Below are 20,526 nucleotides of genomic sequence, written 5' to 3' on the forward strand. Positions count from 1 at the left end.
TCCCTCTATCCTAACCAAACCAAGAGCAACATTCAAGTTATCGGGAAGCGCGGCTTCTAACTCCGTAAATCTCTTCTTCCGGACAGCCACACATGGATGATTAGTAACCCCGATGCATAGAGCACAGTCCATAGCGTAACCGAAACAAAGGAGCTCATTTTTGATTCATCGAATAACATCATCTCACGAACCTGATAAAAGGCTGGTGGCAGAATACGGCCAAGCCATTGTAACGAATCAGGTAAACGTTCACTTAAGGAACCCTGGATAAATGATAGTAATAGTACAATAATGAGGGCCGGCATACTACGACTGAGCATGGGAATGTATGATTTTTGAAAAAATACACCGATACCTAATCCCAGCAGTGATAGCCCCAGATGTCCTAACCAAGCCATCATCCACTCCTCACCTGTGGGTTGTCTATCGAACATTCCCGCGAACACGGGATACAGCACAGTGATTGCGGTGAGCATGAATTGCATTATCCAGGCACAGATGAGTTGACTTGTTACAACCTTACGTCTGCTTCCTGCATGAAGGACAAGCAGTTGATACTGCCTCGCAGGTTCCGTATTCATCACCATTACTCCGAGCCAAGCAGATGCCAGAAATAACAGCATAGCCGTGACACTGTAACTGTCCGCAATAGGATTAGGTTTGTAGGAATAGATCAGCAACATGGTAATGATATAAAAGATGACCGGTGCAAAATATTTCTGTGAGCGGATGTGATGCCTTAACAAATATCGCGTTAGACAGATCATTGGGCTTCTCCCCCCGCATCTGCCATGAAAGAGCCTAAGCCCACAGATTCAATGACACCTCTACGACTCGAATATACAGCTGGATGTTGTCCTTCCAGCAGACTTTCCATATGTAATTGACTTTCTTCCTGTTGTACAGACACAACCGAACCTCCGGATGCCAGAATCATTCTAAGAACATCATCTGTTGATTTCTGAACCACTTTCCAATCCCACAACCAAGAATTTGATTTTTCCGAGCTTGTATTACGAACTAAAGACAGCACTCCCGATTGTTTTAAAATGGATGGATCGTTAGCCAAATCCTCTTCAGTTTCCGTCAGACTTTGAATATGTACAACTGGCTCGCCAGCTTGTAATAAATCCTCACGACTCCAGTAGCGGAGTACGCGACCTTTCTGCAATACCATCACTTGGTCTGCCAAACGTTCAATAAGCAATGGTTCATGGCAAGCTGTAACGATGGATGTTCCTTCAACCTTCCATTGTCCCAATAAGGATACAATTGCCTCTTGAGCTGGGATATCCAAGCCTGACAACGGTTCATCCAGCAGCAAAAGACCACCCGGTCCAGGTAACAGGGCCTGAATCAAATTTACTTTTTGCAATGTGCCCTTGGATAATAAGGGTAACTTCTGATCGATCGCGGTATCCAGATATAAAAGTTCACTAAGTTCTCTAATCCGCTCACGCAGTATTTCGGGGCGGATTCCCCGAATCCGTCCCATGTCCCACAAGTACTCTCCAGAGGTGAAAGGTAGCCGTGGCAGGCCATCTACTGCATACCCATCAGAACCCTTCATTGTGCGCTGGATCGATCCTGTATCAGGTAACAAACTGCCCGCCAACATTCGTAGCAACGTGCTTTTGCCAGAACCGTTTCTGCCAACAAGCACAGCACATTCGCCCTGCTTCACTTCCAGATTAATTTGCTTCAGCACCTGAGCAGTACCTAATCGCTTGCTCACTTGTTGAAGTACTATACCTCGACCTGATGAGTCTAGTGTAGCTTGATCGGACTTCTTGAAAAAATTACGTGTACTCCATGTCATTGGGATCACATCCGTTCCGGAGCCTGCACACCAAGCAAATACAGACTGTGCGCGAGGCGTTCGGCAGTCCGTTCGGCCAAGGCCATCCGGAAAGATCTTACATCAGATGGCGCATCCGCAATCCGTTCGGCGTGATAGAAGCGGTTGAACGCTTGAGCGACATCTATTGTATATTTGGCAATGACCGAAGGCTCATTCCGATGAATTGCTTTTTCCAGATACTCGGGATAATCACCCAGCAGTTTCAGCAATGCCCAGGAGGTATCTCCGATACGGGATAGAGTGGTTACTTTGTCATTCTCATCATCCGCAAGGCTGGGGTTACTCAAAGGATTTTCATTTTCCACGCGGATCGCCTCTTCAGCTTTGGCAAGTACACTTTGAATCCGAGCATGCGTATATTGCACATAAGGTCCGGTCTCCCCTTCAAAACTCACGGCATCTTCCAATGAGAAGTCCACATCGTTTAACCGACTATTACGCAGATCACCGAAGACAATGGCACCTACACCAACCGCCTCAGCTACCTTCTGAGGGTTCTCCAGATTGGGGTTTTTCTCTTGAATAATCTGGAGTGCACGAGCAACTGCCTCATCCAACACTTCCTGCAAAAAGACGACTTTACCGCGACGGGTAGACATTTTCCGTCCCTCAAAACGCATTAATCCAAACGGGATATGTTCACACTTCGCAAACCATTCATAACCCATCCGGGATAGGACCGCAAATACCTGCCGGAAATGTAACTTCTGCTCGCCTCCGACCACGTATAACAACCGATCTGCCTTCATCACCTCATGACGATAGACCGCTGTAGCCAAATCCCGTGTAGGGTAGATTGTTGTGCCGTCTTTTTTGATAATGAGACACGGAGGCATGTTCTCGTCCTCCAGACGTACCACAAGTGCTCCATCACTCTCTTCAAGTAAACCTTTCACCTTAAGTTCTTCAACTACTGCACCCATCTTGTCATTGTAAAAGCTCTCCCCCAGCGTATGGTCGAATTGTACATTCAGACGTTCATACATCCGGTTGAATTCCTTCATGCTCACTTCCACAAAGAACGACCATAACCGCTGTGCTTCTTCATCCCCTTGCTCCAGCTTGCGGAACCAGTCCCGTGCCTCAATCTCCAGTGAAGGATCGTTCTCCGCCTCATCATGGAAGCGGACATAAAGCTCCAGGGACGTACGGATCGGGTCTGCCTGCAAGGCTTCCTCATTCCCCCACCGTTTGTACGCTGTGATCTGCTTGCCAAACTGGGTGCCCCAGTCTCCCAGATGATTCACACTTACAGAGTTATAACCTGCTTCGTTATACAACCGATACAGTGCTGCACCAATTACAGTAGAACGTAGATGCCCAATCCCGAAAGGTTTCGCGATGTTAGGGGAAGACATATCAATCACGACACGTGAACCTTGACCAAGTTGAAGCTTACCGAATGCGGTATTCCCCAGTTCTTTTAGCAGATTCGGCGCGAGCTGCTCCCGATTGAAACGGATATTTACATACGGCCCGGCGGGAGTCGCTTCAAGTCCTGCTTCCTGCAATCCGCTTGCGAGTTCGGTCGCAATTACTGCCGGTGCTTTCTTCAATGACTTCGCTAATGCAAAACAAGGGAATGCCGCATCCCCCATCTCCGCCTGCGGTGGGACCTCCAGTAATCTCATAACCTCTTTTTTATTCAATCCCGTTAAAGGGGCAATATCGGCCGCAGCCTGTTTCATCAACATATCGAACACTCCTTATCCATTCATTATTGGCTGAAAATAAACACAAAAAAGCTCTCGTCTCTACATAAGAGACGAGAGCTGAATTAACAGTTCCCGCGGTACCACTCTAAGTGAACAGTTACTCCTGATGTGCATCAACATACATGCCAGTAGAACCTGCTCCGCTCGATGCGTATAACGGTCGCAAGCCGAGTTACCCTCAGACAGATATCGTACATCCACGATCAGGATGTATATATCTTTTCGGATAACCATCTCACGGGTGCGTTTCACTCAGGTCATGTCATACCGGCTTCCACCTCTCCCGGCTCGCTGTCATGTATAGATCTGGCTACTCTCCCGATCATTGATATTCTTCGTTTCAATTCATTGCCATCATTATACATACCATGATCAGACTTGGCAACCTGCATTAAAAATCCCCTACTGAAGGCAACATGTAGGCACATCGTCTCAGATGCCTGTGTTCGTTGCTTTCCTTAGGGGACCAACATATTATCCGTTTTAATTATATATTCCAGAGAAATGATATTTACGCTACGACTGCCATCAACCGGCAAGCTTCTGCACATCTGCGGCACGCCTCTGCACACGCTTGGCAATGACTATGCTGGTGTTTACCACACTCTGCGGCACAAGCTTCACAAGCTTTCACACACAATTCGCATATTTCGGCAATGAAATCACTTCCACGTGTCATCGCTTGTGCAGCAAAACTGCAAATCTCCGCACATTCCCGATTCAAACGAATGCAATCACGCAGCATCGCCAGATCATATTCTTTCAAGCTCGATATGTAACATACGTTGCAAGCATTCATACACTCCAGGCAAGCATCGATACATTGTTGATATTGTTGTTGTGTCATTTAAAGTTACCTCCCAGGCAAAGTTTGCTATGCTTCTTAATACCCAGTACCGAGGAACATTGAATCATCTAGCCTACTTTATCGCTTCCAATTCCAGTAATTGGTCACGAATGACAGTTTGGTCAAAATGTTCACCTATAAACACAGCCACATTAGGGACATCTCCCTGAGGTGTGATCTTCATATAATCCGATTCACGGTAAGCATACTGGAACCAGAAACGGCTCGCCGTGTCACTAAACGATAAAATGCCTTTTGCTCGATATACATCCCGTGGCAATGCGGATACAAATTTTTCAAACGCTTCGCTGTTCACCGGATGACTGAAATAATGTGTATACACCATGACATGTTCATGTGATGCATGAGGAGCGGAATGCTCATGAGAATGGTCATGAATATGGCTATGGGATGCGTCAGCATTCGGAGCATCATCTTGGACTGTATGATGTGCATGTTCATGTCCATGACTGCATCCATGTGTTCCACAGGCTTCCGTATGCACATGATGCTCTTGTTGAGCATGCCTACCTGCTTCAGAAGCTGAATCATGGACGTGCACGTCTGCCCCGCTGCGAAGCAACAGATCCATCTCCACCTCACATTTAACCGTAGGAATTACAGGTGCGAAGCCATTCCATTTTTCCAAAAGCTGTTCCAGATCCTTCAGTTCCTGTACATTTACCCGATCTGTTTTGTTCAAGAGAAGCACAGACGCACAACGAATCTGCTCCTGCATCAGTTTGAAGGTCTGCCCCTTCTGCTCCTGGTATAGACCAGATAGATGCGCTGCATCCACAACGGTAATGAGACTTTTCAGTTCCAATCGCATGTAGAGTGAAGTCTCTGTGACCGCATCCAGAATCTCCATGGGGTTCGCCGCACCGGTTGCTTCTATGATGATCACATCCGGTGATTCCTCTTGAACGAGCTCAGCAAGTTGTAATCCCAAGTCGCCACGTACGGTACAACAGATGCATCCACCTAACATCTCTGTCATTGGGACGGTGGAATCCACAATCTGACCATCCAGATTTACTTCGCCCAACTCATTCATGACCACTGCGGGACGCAAACCCTGCTGTTGCCAATGTTTGATTAATTGAACAAGCAGTGTTGTTTTGCCACTTCCCAAAAAGCCTGACAGTATATATACAGGTATGGATTGTTCTTTTAAAATCGTTTCGTTCATCCTTAAACACCTCTCTAATTGTCCTTCTTGTAACCTAGTCTATCTATATCTAGCGAGTGTACACCATCCTGCATTCGTTGCGCAATAACGTTCAACTCTTCCCCAGTACATTGCCTGATTCTAACAGATGGTCTATGCTATGAGGACATGTTGATTGAAGGAGGAAGTTCATGACCAATTCTGTGGAACAACATCGCCAGGAGGCTCCAGACACGGTATCGTGCATGATTGTTACGGTGTCGGACACGCGCACCAAAGACACCGATACCAGTGGCCAGCTCATGCATCAGCTTCTGAATGAAGCGGGTTATCAGATTGTTGAATACATCATTACACCCGATGAAGCGGAGAACATTCGAAGCATCCTGCAAGATGCAGCCGTTCGTGATGATATCGAAGCCGTGCTACTCAGTGGCGGAACAGGGATTGCACCCCGAGATACGACCTACGAAGCGGTGTCCTCACTGCTCGACAAGGAACTGCCGGGCTTCGGTGAGATCTTCCGTTTTCTAAGTTACACCGAGGATATCGGTTCCGCTGCCATCCTGAGCAGAGCCGTCGCCGGAACGATTGGACGCACAGCCGTCTTCTCCATGCCGGGCTCCAAAGGAGCTGTCAAATTGGCCATGGAAAAACTCATTTTGCCTGAGCTACGGCATGTCATGCGTGAAATATATAAACCCGTCTGAAGAATCAGACGGGTTTTTCGGGTTTATTTTCAGCTGTACGGTACGAATTGAAAGGTTTGGTGCCCTCCCATCTTCTCCTACCTTAATTGCTCCAACACATGTTGGAACACCTGCATAACGTCCTGCTCATACTCATCCTTTTCCCCACCAGAAGCCGTATACACCAGTGAAACGTAATCTTTGCTGCGAATCGTTGTCCGGCCAAGCACATTCTCCAAGACAGACGCATCACCATTCTCACTATACATTTGTTTCATACCGGCATCCCGTGCTGCCTTATCACTGAAAATATGGACTTTCACGATGTGTCTGCCACTTCCATTCAACAAGTACATATAAGAGATCCCACCATGATTGTCATCGGCAGACATGTTATTCATCAGCTGGATGCCCTTTGCTTCAAAACTCTTACTGATCTCATTCACCAATGCACCGTTTAATCCATGTCCTTGACTCTGTGCCCGCACATTTCCTTCATTCGTCGCTTCACGCGTATAGACCTTTCGCTCCTGTTCAATGGATGATGCTGAACAAGCCACCAGGGACCAGATACTCGTGATCAACATTGCACTTACTAGTACCGACTTGATTGTTCTTCCAACCAGACTTCGCACCTGTCTACCAAACCACATGCCAATCCTTCCTTTCCAGCCACAGGTACTGTGACCCTATCAGGTAGAATTAGCATGTCTAGGGACCAAGAATCTTATTCGGCTGGCAGATCTGATATCGTATGGACCACGGTACGACCTACTGCACCACCTTGGAGTATCGTCTCCAGCGTATGAGGCAACTGGTCTAAGCAAATTTCACGGATTCCCAGTTCCAACGCGCGCTCCGGTTTCCATTCTCCGCCGAGCAGTTTCCATACCCGTTCCCGACGTTCCATCGGACAATATACAGAATCTATACCAATAAGCTGGATACCACGTAAAATAAACGGAAGTACCGTAGATTCAAAAGCTGTGCCTCCGGTCAACCCGGATACCGCAACCGCACCTCCGTATTGAACCTGTTTCAATCGCTCCGCTAGTGCCGGGCCTCCTGTTGGATCAACCACTCCCGCCCATAACTGTTTCCCCATGGCTCCTTTAGCTGGAGCATCAGCTTCTTCACGAGTTATAACCTCTGATGCCCCTAAGTTTCGAAGCAATGGCTCTTCCTGCTCCTTCTTGCCTGTGCTGGCTGTTACTTCGAAACCAAGCTTCGCCAAAATCGCAACTGCCATACTGCCAACGCCACCTGTTGCACCCGTAACCAGAACCTTGCCCATCTCCGGTGTGACTCCAGCCTGTAACAGCGCATCTACCGAAAGTGCAGCCGTAAATCCTGCGGTTCCAATCGCCATAGCTTCTTTCTCACTGAGACCCGGTGGCAGAGGCACCAGCCACTCACTGCGCAGTCGAGCATACTCGCTGTACCCTCCGTAATGGGATACACCTGGTTCAAACCCTGTACTGATCACCCGATCTCCTGGTGCAAAACGTCCGCTTACCGATTCCTCTACCGTTCCTGCCAGATCGATGCCCGGTACCATCGGATATTCACGAACGACACCGCCCTTTTCAAGGGTAGCAAGTCCGTCTTTATAATTGACACTGGAGTACTGCACCTGTATCGTTACATCTCCATTTGGTAGATCTTCCTTCTTCAGTTGCTCAATAGCAGCTTTGACACCGCCCTGTTCTTCTTTACGGACAACATATGCGTTAAAATGGTTTTTCATCGATAGCCACTCCTTCTTCGACTTTCATATATTTTTTCATTAAGCACATGAATTGTTCGCATTCAGGCTTAATGGCTCCTTTTACCTGTGGAATTCTTCCTCATGTTAATGATCAAGCTCTGTCTCTCCTTAGCGTCAACAGATAGATCAGTGGACCCACAATGGGGATGATGCCTACCGCTGCCCAAGCTGGTGAACGTCGACTCGCTTTAGCATCCCTGTATATCGCAATCATGGAAAGTAAGGTCAGTAGAACAAAATCAATCGTCATGATATGTACAAAGGAAGATTGATTGAACGCGTCCATATATACATCCGGATGACCTTGTGTCACTGCATAGAAGGCTGTCCCCAGCGTCAACAGCAGAAGGACTACATGCGTCAGCTTGTAGGCTGTTACCCGTCCAATTCCCGACTCCCGCTGACGACCAAAATGTAAGCTTGCGTAACCTGAAGCTCTATGCGCAGATGATGACCACGCATAATAAGGAAGCAAGGCAAATGCACCCAGTCCAAAAGAAAACAAGACAAAAGGCCAAGCGGGTACACGGCCACTTCGTTCTTTCACAGATGTTCTTAACAGCATACAGGCATAAACTGCCGGGAAAATACCTAACCACGAAAATACAGTAAGCAACCAAGGCTCCTTGCTTTGCAATGTGATCAGTTCTTTGAATATCGGATCACTTCCAGGTGACTGCCCCGGTGCCAACAACACTGCATAGGCAATAAAAGCGATCCAGACCAGTCCTAATATCCATCTCATGTCTGCACCTCCTCTTACTTTCATCCCCGGCAACTATGGGATTGAAACAATACTGGACACTCCGACCATTGCACAAGGGTAATTCTGAGAAGCAAACCAGTCTCAGTACCACGCAGTATTTGGCGCTTCCTGCGCTTTCCCGAGAAATAATTACTGCTTTTCCCCCTCTAAATACGTTCAAAAGTCTATTTTTGAACAACCTCTTGAACTGAACAAGACAAATTCCAGTATAGCCTGCTACCTGGGCAGTCTGTCCATGAGATTTCTTACACTCCTGATTCACATCATCAGGATCATATAAAAAAAAGTCTATCGACATACTTTCATAGAAGACAGACCGCATTTAGCTGAAGTTTTTCTTGCGATCATCGAATCGTTCAGCTCCGCTGAAAACGTATAATCTATGATCTTCAAAAAGGCATAACCAGTACTCCTCACTGGTTATGCCTCTCTGCATATTGTATGTGTGAATTATTCCTCTGTGGATTTCACATGTTCCGCAATGAGCTTCTGCTTCATATTCCATGCCGCAGGGCTGATGTTCACACGATAGATCTCCGGGTTGAGCTTCCGTTGGTATTCAGGCCAGAATAGATTCATCTGTTCCTTATGGTACGCCCGAATCTCATCTAAATTAGGCAGCTCATACACTTTGCGTCCGTTCACAAAGATCGGCTCCAGCATATTGACCGCTTCGTAGCGGGTAACGGTCTTTTTCAGATAAGGGTGTAGCGGGTTGAACAGCTTGAGCGGTCCACCCTGTAGCGGCTGTTCTTCCTCTGGATAGCAGATATAATCTGCAATCGCCTTGCCATGCTTCGGATCAATGATCCGGAACACTTCCTTTTTACCTGGAGTGGACACTTTTTCAGGATTGGCAGATATTTTGATCGTAGGCAGCATGGCACCGTCCACTTCACGCTCTACCAATTTGTATACTCCACCCAAAGATGGCTGGTCAGAGGCGGTAATCAACTGTGTGCCGACACCCCATGTATCAATTCGAGCTCCCTGAGCCTTCAGGTTGAAAATCGTATTCTCATCCAAATCATTGGATGCTACAATTTTCACATAATCCAAGCCAGCCTCATCCAGCATCTGACGTGCCTGAATCGACAAGTACGCAAGGTCACCACTGTCCAGACGAATCGCATTCATCTTTTTGCCTTGGCTCTCCAGCTTCTTGGCTGTCTTGATGGCGTGAGGTACGCCACTGTTCAACGTGTCAAAGGTATCGACCAGCAGCGTAACCTGATCAGGCAACACTTTAGCATACACGTCAAACGCTTCCTGCTCGCTCATAAAGCTCTGTACCCAGGAATGGGCATGTGTACCTGCTGTTGGAATCCCGAAGCGCTCTCCGGCCAGCATATTGGACGTTGCATGGAATCCTGCCACATATGACGCTCGTGCGCCCCAGATGGCAGCATCCGCTTCCTGTGCACGCCGCGTACCGAATTCGAGTAAGGTATCTTGTTGTGCTACCTGTTTGATCCGCGAAGCCTTGGTTGCAATCAACGTCTGATAATTCATGAAGTTAAGTATCGCCGTCTCCACCAATTGTGTCTCCATAATGGAGCCTTCTACCCGAATGAGCGGTTCGTCAGGGAAAACAATTGCACCTTCCTTCATCGAATGAATTGTCCCCAGAAATGAAAACTGGAGCAACTCTTCCAGAAAGACCGGATCGTAATTTTCCTCTTGTTTGGATAAAAATTTGATGTCGTCCATCGTAAACCGAAGCTGGCTGATATAGTTCACAATTCGTTCCAATCCGGCAAATACCGCATATCCATTGCCAAATGGAAGCTTACGGAAATAGGCTTCAAATACGGCCTTCCGCTTGTGTGTACCATTCACCCAATGGGCGTACATCATATTGATTTGATATTTATCCGTATGTAAAGCCAGGCTAGTCGTCTGCATTTGTCTCATCCTCTCTGACTTCCGCTCGTGCCCTCAGATTTCACCTGTGGACACGGGTTAACATATGGAGACTTATTCTTCATGATTCTGTTCATCCGTAATTAACAAAAACAAGTCTCCCGTACAACCCTATACACCATTCACCACATTCATCCGGTTCCTAACATTAGGTCACCAGACATGAATATTGATTAAATCACGCCAAGACCGTCTCGCTTGCCTTAACCACCGAGGCACCAAGGCTGGAACGAAAATGTCCGAGCGCCCACTCATGTCCTGCCGGATTGAAGCTGGCCACAGCATCTTCATATACCGTAATATGAAAACCTTTATTGTAAGCATCCACTGCCGTATGCAATACACAAATATCCGTACATACGCCAATGAGTGCAATATCTGTAATGCCACGTGCACGCAGTCTGAGTTCCAGATCTGTCCCACAGAATGCGCTGTACCTTGTCTTATCCATCCACCGAATATCCGTTTTCCGTTCCTCCATCACTTGGGCAAGACGACCATACAACTGTCTTCCCTCTGTATTTCGGATGTTATGAGGTGGGAAAAGCGCAGTCTCCGGGTGATACGGGTCATTCTCTTCGTGCAGATCCACAGCCATGATTACCTCATGTTTGTTCTTACAATAGGCCTCGGTTACAGCTGCAATCGTCTCTTCGATCTCTACTGCAGGCTGACCTACAGGCAAAGAACCTGTCACAAAATCCTGCGTAAAATCAATGACAATCAGTGCTTTCATCGTCAACACTCCCTTAGCCAAGAAATAGTTGATCCTGATTCAATTCAGATTGACACACCTACACATTATTACGTATAGATGGATAGGCGTGGTACGAGTTCTGTAAAACGATATAGCTGCGCCGGACGCTGCGAGTACTGGTTGGAACTCACCAGGTTCCCCTCTTCATCCCGTACTTCTTCCACAATGCCTTTGCGACTGCGGGTAGATGTAATCTTGCGAATGAAGTTTGGTTCTTCAAAATCCGGTACAACACTTTGAATAACCTGATATAATTCACTTAATGTAAAATCACGTGGCAGGAACTGACGGGCAATCGTCGTTTCCAGCATCTGCTGTTGAATACGTCGATAAGCATCTTCGATGATTGTTCTGTGATCAAAGGCCAGTTCCAGTTCTTGCAGTGCCTCCTGAATCGTGAACAACCCAACATCCTCAGCATCATCTGCCGCTTGGCGTTGATCTAGCATCCATTCTTCTACAAGCGCGAAAAATGCATGAGAGATAATCCAGCCCCTCGGGTCACGACCCGGCTGACTGTATACATTCAAGTACTCCAGATGCCCACCGTCCACACCTGTCTCTTCCATCAGTTCTCGCTTAGCTGCACCGTAGATGGACTCGTTCTCCTGACAGAATCCACCCGGTAACGCCCATCTACCGGCAAAAGGCCAGCCTTTGCGCTTGATCAGCATCACTTTCAGTTCCCGAATGGGAAGTGTCTTCGTCACCGTCTTGCGCTCCCGCTTGGTCAAGGTGAACATAACGATATCCGCAGGAACACCATCGGGTGTACGATATTTCTTGGAACTATAGGCACGTGCTGCCTGTTCGTCGCTCTCTGCATTGAAGTGTTCGTAGTTTTCGCTCATGGGCACCACCGACTATTTTCATTTTGATAATTTCATTATGACATAATAATATCTTTTGTCAACTACGGGATTCCTGCGTTATGTTCTTGGACGTGCTATACGGAATGTCGCCGTAGCCATGCATCCCAACGTGCCCGACGCATCACGTACTTCCGATTGAGTCGTAACACTGCGTCCAGCCTGATGCAGTACCGTAGCTGTCACCGTTAATTCCCCTAGTTTCATGGGTGCGAGAAAATGAACGTTCAGATTTGTTGTCACACAGCCATCTACTTCCATTGCTGCTGTTGCGACCATACCCATCGCCTGGTCCATCAGTGAAGTCAATACACCCCCATGAATAATCCCCATGGAGTTCGTATGATGTTCACCTGCTGTCAGCGCGATCTGCACTTCTTTGCCGTCTCCTTTAATATAACGACAGCCGAGAAAGCCCCAGAACCGTCCGTCTCCGTCTTCCACCATTTTGTCCAAAATACTCATTATTCATTTCTCCTTTATTGCACTGTACGTATCAAGCTCTTGATGTCATGTGCCTTTATCATTAAAAATCAGCGCGCCACACAAAATAACCCCACAGCGTGGAGCTTTGCTTGGAAGTATATTCCGAGTACTTGGCGATAGCCACCCCATGTTAACGATAATAATGTAATGTCAAAAAAGGCGCGGACTGCGTCCGCACCCTTCCGTCATTTAACCGCAACTGGTCGGAGGTGAATCCGTTCCAGCCTCCACGTTCACTTTTTCGGAAACCGTATCCCGGATTACAGAGATCACAAGCTGAAGCAAGTAGTTGATATCGCTTTGGCTCTGCTGGAATTCCGTAACCAATGGAATACTGTCCAGTTCGCTTTGCAGATCGTCAATTTCCTGTTCAATTTTGCTGACCATCTCCACATTTTTGAAGCTTTCAAAAGCAACGATCTCTTTTTGTTTCTTCTTGATGGTTGTAATCAATTGCTGGATGCGCTCATGATCACGAATTTTGGTTTCAGCCTGTTGAAACTGTCTAACTTCCTCACTCGTTCCGAGCATATCAGCCAATTCTTTGGCTTTTCCCATAATGTCGTCGCGTATGACCAGATTGCGCGTATCGTAGGTAGGCATTCCATAATGGTTGTACTGCACTTCTTCCTGCGCCACTGAAATCGCTCCATTCTATGAGATGATATAAGATGAAACTCACTGTTGCACTAAGTTCAGTCGACTGCTGAGTGACCGCTGCGGTGTCGGATCGTTCTTTTGATCGCTGTTGTCTCCGAATTTTTTCGATTGAGATTGTTCAAGGTTAAAATTCGGAGACAAAGGCGAACGCTTCGCTTCTACAGAATCGATTCCGTCACCTTCGCTACGCTCGGCGTAACCCCGCTAAGTGCAAAAAATCATTCATCTTATTTGTGTGTGTGTATTACTGATTGGCAGCTACCGGCTCAGAGAGCAGGTTGCCCCGAATATAAAAAGTCATCGGATCGGTGATTTCCACTTGTACGAAAGTACCGATCAAATCTTTGGGTCCTTCAAAATGCACCAGCTTGTTGCTGCGCGTTCGTCCTGCCAGAACTTCGGAATTCCGTTTGCTCTCGCCTTCAACGAGTACTTCAACGATTTTGCCGCGTTGCTCTTCATTGCTTCGATGGCTGTATTCGTTGATGGTTTCATTCAAGCGCTTCAAACGTTCCTTCTTCACTTCCATCGGTACGTTATCCTCCATCACCGCAGCAGGCGTACCTTCACGCGGGGAATAGATAAAGGTATAAGCAAAATCATACCCTACTTCACGAACAAGGGAAAGTGTATCTTCAAATTGTTCTTCCGTTTCCCCAGGGAAACCAACAATAATATCCGTTGTCAAAACGACTTCCGGAATGGCCGTTTTAATTTTTCCAGCCAGGTTCAAATAGTGTTCCCGGCTATACTTGCGGCTCATACGCTTGAGTACTTCCGAACTGCCAGACTGCACCGGAAGATGGATATGCTCCACCAGGTTTCCGCCCTTGGCCAACACTTCAATCAAGCGATCATCAAAGTCACGTGGGTGACTGGTTGTAAAACGTACTCGCGGAATATCGATTTGGCGGATGGCATCCATTAAATCACCAAAGCTGTAGTTCAGGTCGATGAAATCTTTGCCGTACGCATTCACATTTTGACCAAGCAGGGTGATTTCCTTGAAACCCTGGCGTGCCAAATCCCGTACTTCGGCAATGACATCTTCTGGACGACGGCTGCGTTCTTTGCCCCGTGTGAACGGAACGATGCAATATGTACAAAACTTGTCGCAGCCATACATAATGTTTACCCAACCGCGCATACCCTCACGTTTCTTCGGCAGGTTCTCAATAATATCGCCTTCCTTGGACCATACTTCAACAACCATTTCTTTGTTGAATAGTGCTTCCTGGATCAGATGTGGCAACCGGTGCACATTATGTGTACCGAAGATCATATCCACAAATCCATGCTTCTGCATGATCCGGTTGACGACGCCTTCCTCCTGGGACATACACCCGCATACGCCAAGTAACAACCCCGGACGTTCGAGTTTTAGCGTTTTCAGGTGACCAAGCTCACCAAACACCTTATCTTCCGCATTTTCCCGTATGGCACACGTATTGAGCAGAATAATATCAGCCTCTTTGCGATCCTCTGTAGCCTGATATCCCATAGACTCAAGCAGACCTTTGATGGTCTCCGAGTCATGCTCGTTCATCTGACATCCATACGTATATACAATATAATGTTTGCCTTTCCCTATGTTTTTCAGTTCATCGGGAACGGCATTTTCGTAAAGCACCTGGACGTCTTCCTTGCCCCGCTGTTTCTCCTGACGATGATTGGGTTCCGATTTGATGTTAATCTCACGGCCCCGGATTCTTATCTTTTTGCTGAATTCATCTTGCGAAATTACTTTGGCATCGGAGAAATCAAAATATTGGGAGTAATCCTTTTTTGAGTCTTTAGCCATTTCCTTCGGTCACTCCTTACAGCCTCTATTAATAAAAAATCGTTCATTCATCCCTGTTCCACATGAATTTGTCGCTTGGAACAGCAAAAGAGCATTACAGCAAATTATAGCATGAATTGGGCCGTAGTTCCACATCCAAACCACATGCGCCTTCGTCTAATCCGAAACCTGCAAGGCTCAGAAGAACTCTCCAAAAACAAATAAAAAACCTGAGCCTTGCCATCAGGGTTGGAATTAACCGACCTCGTTGGCTGTGCTCAGGTTTATACGTTATTCAGACCGCGTAATTCGCGGCTGAAGGCTGTTCATGTTATTAGTCGATGATTTCAGCAGTGTCGCCATTACGAGCGCCAGCAGCGTTAGCTTCATCTGTATCAATATGCATGTCCAGTGCGAAAGAATCGGATACACGAGCCAGTACATTTTCCAGTACCAGACCACGATCTCCGCTCAAGCGAACTTTCAGCAATTGTTTGTCCTCGATACCCCATTTAGCAGCATCAGAAGTATGGAAGTGGATGTGACGAGCAGCAACGATAACACCTTTATCAATTGTTACTTCGCCAGCAGGTCCTTTAATCGTGATTCCCGGTGTGCCTTCAATGCTTCCGGATTCACGTACAGGTGCTTTAACACCAATGGCAAATGAATCTGTCATGGAGATCTCCAGTTGCGTTTCAGGGCGAACAGGTCCAAGGATACGCACTTTATCAAACTGTCCTTTCGAACCAATTACCGCTACAGTTTCGTTAGCAGCGTATTGGCCAGGCTGGGACAGAGCTTTAAATTCAGTCAGTTCATAACCTTTACCAAACAAAATTTCAACGTGCTCTTGGGATACATGAATGTGACGGGCAGATACGCCCACAGGTACTGTTTTACTCATCGTAAATTTCACTCCTTGTTTATCTATGGCCTGTACTCAGGCTCTTAACAATCCAATGGTATTATACCCCTTTTTGGAGTGAAATGAAAACGAACTGGTGAAAATTCATGAAATACACATATTTCACCATCATTTCCCGCCTTTATTTGGAAAAATTCATTATAACCTTTCAGTCACACACAGCACTTCACTATTACAAGGAAGCCCCATTCATCTGCGGATTGCTCTCTGGCAAGTGTTCCCCCAGATAACTCATGGCATGCCCCCACAACCAGCCACGTACCAATTGTTCATCATAATGTTTGAGCAGGATTTCCGTCAGTCTCGGGTAATGCCCTGCATGTTCGAGTCCCTCAATGTACGATGAAATTCCATCAAAATCAGACCCCATCATCAGATGATGCTGCCCGCCGAGAGAACAGATCTGCTCGATATGAGGTAGCAGGTCTTCTATATGCACTTCCCCTTCCTGTTTAACAAACCAAGGGACAAACGTTAGTCCGATCCGCCCTTCTCGGGCAATGATGGCCTGAATCTGATCATCTTTCAGATTACGCACATGCGGACATACGGTATAGCTGTTGGAATGGGAAGCAATAAAAGGACGTTCACTCAAGTCAGTCAGTTCCCAGAAACCTTTTTCCGTCAGATGTGACACATCTAACAGCATCCCGATTTCGTTACACCGACGCACCAGTTCCTTTCCCTTCTCGGTCAGACCCGCTCCACGCTTCTCCATAATTCCATCAGCCGCCCAATTGGAATAGTTCCACGTAAGTCCAACAATTCGAACGCCCATCTGATAACATAACTCCAGATAGAACAGGTTGCCTTCCAGACCGTCTACACCCTCCAGTGTGATTAATCCCCACGGACCCTCTATTTGCCCCACCTGAGCCACCTGTTCGCGCCATAACAACGTCTGTGTGCCGTCAGGCAGCTTCTGGCTTCTCTCTACACGCTTACGATAGATCTCCAATTGCCCCATCACATGTTCAAACTTGCCACTGCCAAGTACTTCAGGCAAGTAGATGGCGAAAGCCTGCAAGCCTACTTTACCGTCTTTCAAGCGTTGCAAATTCACATCCAGTTGTGGAGCATCTTCGAATGAAAGAGCAGGCTGCATCAATATTTTGCTCAGTGCATCACAGTGTAAATCAGCTACACGCCAATCCGACAAGGACATCGTTAACCCTCCTTTTATATTTTGTTACAAAAAAAACGCAAAAAAACCTGTCTACATCATCGTAAACAGGTTCAATGCATACTGCATGTATTATCTGGGCTCCACAATCAGCTTAATGGCCGTTCGGTCCTCGCCGTCGATCACAATGTCTGTAAAAGCTGGAATACAAATCAGGTCAACTCCGCTTGGTGCTACAAATCCCCGGGCTATTGCTACCGCTTTGATGGCTTGGTTCAGTGCTCCCGCTCCAATTGCCTGCAGTTCAGCATTTCCACGTTCACGAAGAACCCCTGCAAGAGCGCCGGCTACAGAATTAGGATTGGACTTTGCTGAAACTTTTAATACATCCATGGTAAGTACCTCCCTGGGAATGTTGAAAGTTTGTTTCCACTTACTAGATGTTATTCGCGGGAGGCAAAAAAATTCCTTCTTTTTAGACGGGTTTCCCTGCAAAATGGGACAATACCCCTATTCCATGCGCCACTCGTCCTCCATCAGACGAATTTTTTCGATGCGTGTTGCCGCACCTGTGGCTTCATCAATTTCTACTAAGACACCATGGAAATGCCATTTACCGTCATCCACAACGAAACGTACAGGGAGCTGGGTGTAGAACTTACGTAGTACGGCCTCACGCTCCATGCCCAATATGCCGTCACGCGGCCCTACCATGCCCGCATCCGTCAAGTAAGCCGTTCCTCCAGGCAAAATCCGATCATCGTTACTTTGTACATGCGTATGTGTACCTACAACGAGCGACGCACGTCCATCCAGATGCCATCCCATGGCAATCTTTTCTGACGTCGCTTCGGCATGCATATCGACCAAAATACATTTATAGTCCTGGCGTAGCTCGTCTACAATCTCATCAGCCACACGGAATGGACAATCCAGGGCAGGCAAGAACGTTCTTCCTTGCAGATTGACAATCGCTAGCTCTTTTCCTTCACCTTTGACAACCGTGTATCCTCGTCCGGGTGTTCCTGGTGGAAAGTTCGCTGGACGAATCATGCGCGGCTCATCATCTATAAAATCAAAAATATCCTTATTGTCCCAGGTATGATTACCAAGTGTAATACCATGTACACCCCAGTTGAAAAACTCATTCGCGATTGCACCGGTAATTCCGCGACCCGCTGCCGCATTTTCACCATTTACAATGACCACATGTGGCTTATACTTCGATTTCAGGTACGGTAAATTTTCCTTTAATGCTTTACGTCCCACGTTGCCTACAATGTCACCAATAAACAAAACTTTCATTGATTACTGCCTCCTCAATTCCTGCAAAGTCCTCTTACTTCGAATGTTGAACCTTTGCAGGACTCTATCTCATGCTCCATAATTTGTTAGTTTGTACAAAAAGCCTTTTAACAGGCTATCAACAGGAAAAGTGGCCCACTACTGCGGCCACTTTTCCGTTTTGCTCTATTTTGCGTATTCAACCGCACGGGTTTCCCGGATGACGGTGACTTTGATGTGACCCGGATAGTCGAGTTCATTCTCAATCATCTTCGTGATGTCACGGGCTAAGCGGAAGGCTTCAGCATCATCGATCTTCTCAGGCTGTACCATAACGCGAACTTCGCGTCCGGCCTGAATGGCGTACGATTTCTCGACACCTTCGAAGGATTCTGAGATCTCTTCCAGCTTCTCCAGTCGTTTGATATACGTTTCCAGCGTTTCGCGGCGTGCGCCTGGTCTTGCTGCGGAGAGCGCATCTGCTGCGCCAACCAACATGGCAATGACCGAAGTCGCTTCGCAATCTCCGTGATGGGACGCGATACTGTTGATTACAACCGGATGTTCTTTGTATTTCTTCGCCAGTTCCACGCCAATTTCGACGTGTGATCCTTCCACTTCGTGATCCAGCGCTTTACCGATGTCATGCAATAGACCTGCACGTCTTGCCAGAGTTACGTCTTCTCCGAGTTCGCCAGCCATCAGTCCAGCCAGATAAGCGACTTCCATGGAATGTTTCAAGACGTTCTGACCGTAACTTGTACGGAACTTCAACCGGCCCAAAATTTTGATCAGATCCGGATGCAGACCATGCACGCCCACTTCAAAGGTAGCTTGCTCACCGTATTCACGGATGCGCTCATCCACTTCTTTGCGGGATTTCTCAACCATCTCTTCAATCCGTGCCGGGTGAATACGTCCATCAGCCACCAGTTTCTCCAGGGCAGTACGGGCGATTTCACGGCGAATCGGGTCAAAGCCCGACAGAATAACAGCTTCTGGCGTATCATCGATAATGAGGTCAATCCCTGTAAGGGTTTCAAGCGCACGGATGTTACGTCCTTCACGACCGATAATCCGGCCTTTCATTTCTTCATTTGGCAGGGTAACAACAGATACCGTTGTTTCCGCTACGTGGTCAGCCGCACAACGTTGGATGGCGAGTGTAATAATCTCGCGGGACTTTTTGTCCGCTTCTTCCTTCGCTTGTTGTTCAATGTCCTTGATCATTTGAGCCGTCTCATGACGAACTTCCTGTTCTACGTTGGACAGTATGATACTGCGTGCGTCTTCCATAGTGAGGTTGGATATACGTTCCAGCTCCGTCACCTGGTTTTTGTAGATCATTTCGATCTGCTGCTGTGTCTCATCAATTCGTTTCTCTTTGTTAGCCACTTGATCTTCTTTACGTTCGAGTGATTCCAATTTTTTATCCAGCGACTCTTCTTTTTGCAACAATCGTCTTTCTTGTCGTTGAATTTCGTTCCGACGTTCACGAGTGTCTTTTTCAGCTTCAGCACGAATGCGATGGATTTCATCCTTCGCTTCCAGCACCGTTTCTTTCTTCAGTGCTTCTGCCTCTTTCTTCGCGTTCTCCACGATTTGTACGGCAGCTTGTTCCGCACTAGAGATTTTAGCCTCTGCAAGAGATTTGCGAATAAAATATCCTACTCCGAACCCAATGATTAGCGCGGCCACAACGAGAGCGATCATGATTGCAGGTTCCATACTGTTCACCTCCTCGTTGGTTCCTCCAAGGCATTCCTTGGGTCAATTTGCAGTTTTCAAACCTTACATATGTTTGGGAATAACGAATACTCACGGCGATCCCCCGCCGATTTTCATTTCACATGTACATGTTTCCACGTACTATTCACTGTTTCCAGCGAACCCATAATT

20 protein-coding genes and 1 other annotated feature are annotated in these 20,526 nt (G+C 47.1%); of the genes, 1 reads left to right on the forward strand and 19 read right to left on the reverse strand.

Annotated features, from left to right (window positions below; genetic code table 11):
- Positions 1 to 56: 56 nt before the first annotated feature.
- The 5 genes from HF638_RS00440 to HF638_RS00460 form a co-directional block, all read right to left on the reverse strand.
- Entirely contained in the window at positions 57 to 767 is a 711-nt protein-coding gene (locus HF638_RS00440; protein WP_169478432.1) for a hypothetical protein, read from the reverse strand.
- On the reverse strand, positions 764 to 1,819 hold the full coding sequence (locus HF638_RS00445; RefSeq protein ID WP_169478433.1) for an ATP-binding cassette domain-containing protein: 1,056 nt from the start codon (positions 1,817 to 1,819) through the stop codon (positions 764 to 766). The genes HF638_RS00440 and HF638_RS00445 overlap by 4 nt, the downstream gene beginning before the upstream one ends.
- A gap of 5 nt (positions 1,820 to 1,824) precedes the next feature.
- A complete protein-coding gene (gene argS / locus HF638_RS00450; protein ID WP_169478434.1) occupies positions 1,825 to 3,555 on the reverse strand; it encodes an arginine--tRNA ligase in 1,731 nt (576 codons plus the stop codon).
- Between the two features lie 64 nt (positions 3,556 to 3,619).
- Positions 3,620 to 3,911 (reverse strand) — a binding site (T-box leader).
- A gap of 176 nt (positions 3,912 to 4,087) precedes the next feature.
- Positions 4,088 to 4,423 carry a four-helix bundle copper-binding protein gene (locus HF638_RS00455; RefSeq protein WP_169478435.1) on the reverse strand — a complete coding sequence of 112 codons (336 nt, stop codon included), beginning with the start codon at positions 4,421 to 4,423 and terminating at the stop codon, positions 4,088 to 4,090.
- Between the two features lie 73 nt (positions 4,424 to 4,496).
- Complete coding sequence (locus HF638_RS00460; protein ID WP_169478436.1) at positions 4,497 to 5,615, reverse strand: CobW family GTP-binding protein; 1,119 nt, start codon at positions 5,613 to 5,615, stop codon at positions 4,497 to 4,499.
- 170 nt (positions 5,616 to 5,785) lie between these two features.
- Here HF638_RS00460 and HF638_RS00465 point away from each other — a divergent pair, with 170 nt between their 5' ends.
- A complete protein-coding gene (locus tag HF638_RS00465) occupies positions 5,786 to 6,304 on the forward strand; it encodes a MogA/MoaB family molybdenum cofactor biosynthesis protein (protein WP_169478437.1) in 519 nt (172 codons plus the stop codon).
- Between the two features lie 77 nt (positions 6,305 to 6,381).
- On the opposite strand, the gene HF638_RS00470 is transcribed toward HF638_RS00465, so the two are convergent.
- The 14 genes from HF638_RS00470 to rny all read right to left on the reverse strand — a co-directional run bounded on the left by HF638_RS00470 (position 6,382) and on the right by rny (position 20,355).
- Positions 6,382 to 6,936: a hypothetical protein gene (locus HF638_RS00470; protein WP_169478438.1), complete on the reverse strand. Its 555-nt coding sequence runs from the start codon at positions 6,934 to 6,936 to the stop codon at positions 6,382 to 6,384.
- 74 nt (positions 6,937 to 7,010) lie between these two features.
- Positions 7,011 to 8,030 (reverse strand): acrylyl-CoA reductase family protein, encoded by a 1,020-nt coding sequence (locus HF638_RS00475; protein WP_169478439.1) that lies wholly within the window; start codon positions 8,028 to 8,030, stop codon positions 7,011 to 7,013.
- Positions 8,031 to 8,142: 112 nt separating this feature from the next.
- Positions 8,143 to 8,796: a hypothetical protein gene (locus tag HF638_RS00480; protein ID WP_169478440.1), complete on the reverse strand. Its 654-nt coding sequence runs from the start codon at positions 8,794 to 8,796 to the stop codon at positions 8,143 to 8,145.
- Positions 8,797 to 9,267: 471 nt separating this feature from the next.
- The gene (locus HF638_RS00485; RefSeq protein WP_169478441.1) at positions 9,268 to 10,722 is read right to left on the reverse strand and encodes a nicotinate phosphoribosyltransferase; all 1,455 of its coding nucleotides are present in this window, start codon (positions 10,720 to 10,722) and stop codon (positions 9,268 to 9,270) included.
- A gap of 196 nt (positions 10,723 to 10,918) precedes the next feature.
- Positions 10,919 to 11,476, reverse strand: a complete 558-nt coding sequence (locus HF638_RS00490; RefSeq protein ID WP_169478442.1) for a cysteine hydrolase family protein — start codon at positions 11,474 to 11,476, stop codon at positions 10,919 to 10,921.
- 68 nt (positions 11,477 to 11,544) lie between these two features.
- Entirely contained in the window at positions 11,545 to 12,348 is an 804-nt protein-coding gene (locus HF638_RS00495) for an NUDIX hydrolase (protein WP_062833857.1), read from the reverse strand.
- A 78-nt stretch (positions 12,349 to 12,426) separates the two neighbouring features.
- Positions 12,427 to 12,831 carry a PaaI family thioesterase gene (locus tag HF638_RS00500; RefSeq protein WP_169478443.1) on the reverse strand — a complete coding sequence of 135 codons (405 nt, stop codon included), beginning with the start codon at positions 12,829 to 12,831 and terminating at the stop codon, positions 12,427 to 12,429.
- 210 nt (positions 12,832 to 13,041) lie between these two features.
- On the reverse strand, positions 13,042 to 13,455 hold the full coding sequence (locus tag HF638_RS00505; RefSeq protein ID WP_211175470.1) for a YlbF/YmcA family competence regulator: 414 nt from the start codon (positions 13,453 to 13,455) through the stop codon (positions 13,042 to 13,044).
- A 301-nt stretch (positions 13,456 to 13,756) separates the two neighbouring features.
- Positions 13,757 to 15,313 (reverse strand): tRNA (N6-isopentenyl adenosine(37)-C2)-methylthiotransferase MiaB, encoded by a 1,557-nt coding sequence (gene miaB, locus HF638_RS00510; protein ID WP_169478445.1) that lies wholly within the window; start codon positions 15,311 to 15,313, stop codon positions 13,757 to 13,759.
- 313 nt (positions 15,314 to 15,626) lie between these two features.
- Positions 15,627 to 16,199: a phosphate propanoyltransferase gene (gene pduL / locus HF638_RS00515; protein WP_062833854.1), complete on the reverse strand. Its 573-nt coding sequence runs from the start codon at positions 16,197 to 16,199 to the stop codon at positions 15,627 to 15,629.
- Positions 16,200 to 16,392: 193 nt separating this feature from the next.
- Complete coding sequence (locus tag HF638_RS00520; protein WP_169478446.1) at positions 16,393 to 17,385, reverse strand: dipeptidase; 993 nt, start codon at positions 17,383 to 17,385, stop codon at positions 16,393 to 16,395.
- Between the two features lie 90 nt (positions 17,386 to 17,475).
- Positions 17,476 to 17,736 carry a stage V sporulation protein S gene (locus HF638_RS00525; protein ID WP_007430104.1) on the reverse strand — a complete coding sequence of 87 codons (261 nt, stop codon included), beginning with the start codon at positions 17,734 to 17,736 and terminating at the stop codon, positions 17,476 to 17,478.
- A 117-nt stretch (positions 17,737 to 17,853) separates the two neighbouring features.
- Positions 17,854 to 18,648, reverse strand: a complete 795-nt coding sequence (locus HF638_RS00530) for a TIGR00282 family metallophosphoesterase (protein WP_062833853.1) — start codon at positions 18,646 to 18,648, stop codon at positions 17,854 to 17,856.
- 165 nt (positions 18,649 to 18,813) lie between these two features.
- Positions 18,814 to 20,355 carry a ribonuclease Y gene (gene rny / locus HF638_RS00535; protein WP_169478447.1) on the reverse strand — a complete coding sequence of 514 codons (1,542 nt, stop codon included), beginning with the start codon at positions 20,353 to 20,355 and terminating at the stop codon, positions 18,814 to 18,816.
- Positions 20,356 to 20,526: the final 171 nt, after the last annotated feature.

This window comes from Paenibacillus sp. SZ31 (assembly GCF_012912005.1).
GTDB lineage: Bacteria > Bacillota > Bacilli > Paenibacillales > Paenibacillaceae > Paenibacillus.

Bases quoted from the DNA above. Each gene is read 5' to 3' on its own strand.
- HF638_RS00525 (WP_007430104.1), bottom strand. From the start codon at position 17,736: ATGGATGTATTAAAAGTTTCAGCAAAGTCCAATCCTAATTCTGTAGCC.
- HF638_RS00460 (WP_169478436.1), bottom strand. From the start codon at position 5,615: ATGAACGAAACGATTTTAAAAGAACAATCCATACCTGTATATATACTG.
- HF638_RS00495 (WP_062833857.1), bottom strand. From the start codon at position 12,348: ATGAGCGAAAACTACGAACACTTCAATGCAGAGAGCGACGAACAGGCA.
- argS (WP_169478434.1), bottom strand. From the start codon at position 3,555: ATGTTGATGAAACAGGCTGCGGCCGATATTGCCCCTTTAACGGGATTG.
- HF638_RS00440 (WP_169478432.1), bottom strand. From the start codon at position 767: ATGATCTGTCTAACGCGATATTTGTTAAGGCATCACATCCGCTCACAG.
- HF638_RS00520 (WP_169478446.1), bottom strand. From the start codon at position 17,385: ATGTCCTTGTCGGATTGGCGTGTAGCTGATTTACACTGTGATGCACTG.
- miaB (WP_169478445.1), bottom strand. From the start codon at position 15,313: ATGGCTAAAGACTCAAAAAAGGATTACTCCCAATATTTTGATTTCTCC.
- HF638_RS00480 (WP_169478440.1), bottom strand. From the start codon at position 8,796: ATGAGATGGATATTAGGACTGGTCTGGATCGCTTTTATTGCCTATGCA.
- rny (WP_169478447.1), bottom strand. From the start codon at position 20,355: ATGGAACCTGCAATCATGATCGCTCTCGTTGTGGCCGCGCTAATCATT.
- HF638_RS00500 (WP_169478443.1), bottom strand. From the start codon at position 12,831: ATGAGTATTTTGGACAAAATGGTGGAAGACGGAGACGGACGGTTCTGG.
- pduL (WP_062833854.1), bottom strand. From the start codon at position 16,199: ATGAGTAAAACAGTACCTGTGGGCGTATCTGCCCGTCACATTCATGTA.
- HF638_RS00455 (WP_169478435.1), bottom strand. From the start codon at position 4,423: ATGACACAACAACAATATCAACAATGTATCGATGCTTGCCTGGAGTGT.
- HF638_RS00465 (WP_169478437.1), top strand. From the start codon at position 5,786: ATGACCAATTCTGTGGAACAACATCGCCAGGAGGCTCCAGACACGGTA.
- HF638_RS00470 (WP_169478438.1), bottom strand. From the start codon at position 6,936: ATGTGGTTTGGTAGACAGGTGCGAAGTCTGGTTGGAAGAACAATCAAG.
- HF638_RS00490 (WP_169478442.1), bottom strand. From the start codon at position 11,476: ATGAAAGCACTGATTGTCATTGATTTTACGCAGGATTTTGTGACAGGT.
- HF638_RS00485 (WP_169478441.1), bottom strand. From the start codon at position 10,722: ATGCAGACGACTAGCCTGGCTTTACATACGGATAAATATCAAATCAAT.
- HF638_RS00445 (WP_169478433.1), bottom strand. From the start codon at position 1,819: ATGACATGGAGTACACGTAATTTTTTCAAGAAGTCCGATCAAGCTACA.
- HF638_RS00530 (WP_062833853.1), bottom strand. From the start codon at position 18,648: ATGAAAGTTTTGTTTATTGGTGACATTGTAGGCAACGTGGGACGTAAA.
- HF638_RS00475 (WP_169478439.1), bottom strand. From the start codon at position 8,030: ATGAAAAACCATTTTAACGCATATGTTGTCCGTAAAGAAGAACAGGGC.
- HF638_RS00505 (WP_211175470.1), bottom strand. From the start codon at position 13,455: ATGCCTACCTACGATACGCGCAATCTGGTCATACGCGACGACATTATG.